1 protein-coding gene is annotated in these 1,155 nt (G+C 63.4%); it reads right to left on the reverse strand.

Annotation, left to right across the window (positions count from 1 at the left end; genetic code table 11):
- The coding region (lpxC, locus tag DBR23_RS05685) for a UDP-3-O-acyl-N-acetylglucosamine deacetylase (RefSeq protein WP_108497586.1) at positions 1-828 on the reverse strand (828 nt) is incomplete at its 3' end.
- Positions 829-1,155 lie beyond the last annotated feature (327 nt).

Raw genomic sequence — 1,155 nt, forward strand, 5'->3', positions numbered from 1 at the left:
ACGCAGCAAGAGGTTGTTCATGGCGTGGCCCGAGCGGAACGCACTGTAGGCGGCCAGCAGCGGCTTGCCGATGAGGTACAGGTCACCCATGGCATCCAGGATCTTGTGCTTCACGAACTCGTCGTCGTAACGCAGGCCGTCGCTGTTGAGCACCTTGTAGTCGTCCATCACGATGGCGTTGTCGAGCCCGCCGCCCAGCGCCAGGCCGTTGGAGCGCATCATCTCCACATCGCGGGTGAAGCCGAAGGTGCGCGCCCGGGCAATGTCGCGGCTGTAGTTGCCTTGCCCCAGGTCAAACTCGACGCGCTGGCCGGTGGAGTCCACCGCCGGGTGGTCAAAGTCGATTTCGAAGCTGAGCTTGTAGCCGTGGTACGGCGTGAGGCGCGCCCACTTGGCGTTGGCGCCCTCACCCTCGCGCACCTCCACGGGCCGGGTGACGCGGATAAAGCGCTTGGGTGCGTTCTGCAGTTCCACCCCGGCGCTTTGCAACAGGAACACAAACGAGGCCGAAGACCCATCGAGGATGGGGACCTCTTCGGCCGTGATGTCCACGTACAGGTTGTCGATACCCAGCCCCGCACAGGCTGACATCAGGTGCTCCACCGTGTGCACCTTGGCATTGCCCACCGCGATGGTGGACGCCAGCCTCGTATCCGTCACCGCCTCGGCACGGATGGGAATGTCCACCGGCTGCGGCAGATCCACCCGCCGGAACACGATGCCTGTGTCCGGCTGCGCGGGCCGCAGGGTCAACTCGACCCGTTGGCCGCTGTGCAGACCCACGCCTACGGCGCGGGTCAGGGTCTTGAGGGTGCGTTGCTGGAGCATCTGCGCATTTTAGTTTCTGCGGCACCGCCCCGCACGTGCCGAGGTCTTGTCGCACCTCAAAGCGACGCGTACGTAGAGCTACCGCCGCGTTTTCACCTACTGTGCAGGCCCCATGGTTCGCCGCACAATTTGGTACACAGGGCCTTAACAACCACAACATGAACACACGACACCCGCCCCACAGGAGACTCCCATGAGCAAACTCAGTTTCAAGATGAAAGTCATGCTCATGATCGGCACCGCGCTCACGGCGCTGCTGATCATGGCCATCCTGTCACTCCTCCAGGAGCGGCGACTGATCACCGAGTCCCGCAAGGACCTGCTGAC

It is taken from the genome of Acidovorax sp. HMWF018 (genome assembly GCF_003061035.1).
GTDB classification, from domain to species: Bacteria; Pseudomonadota; Gammaproteobacteria; order Burkholderiales; family Burkholderiaceae_C; genus Acidovorax; species Acidovorax delafieldii.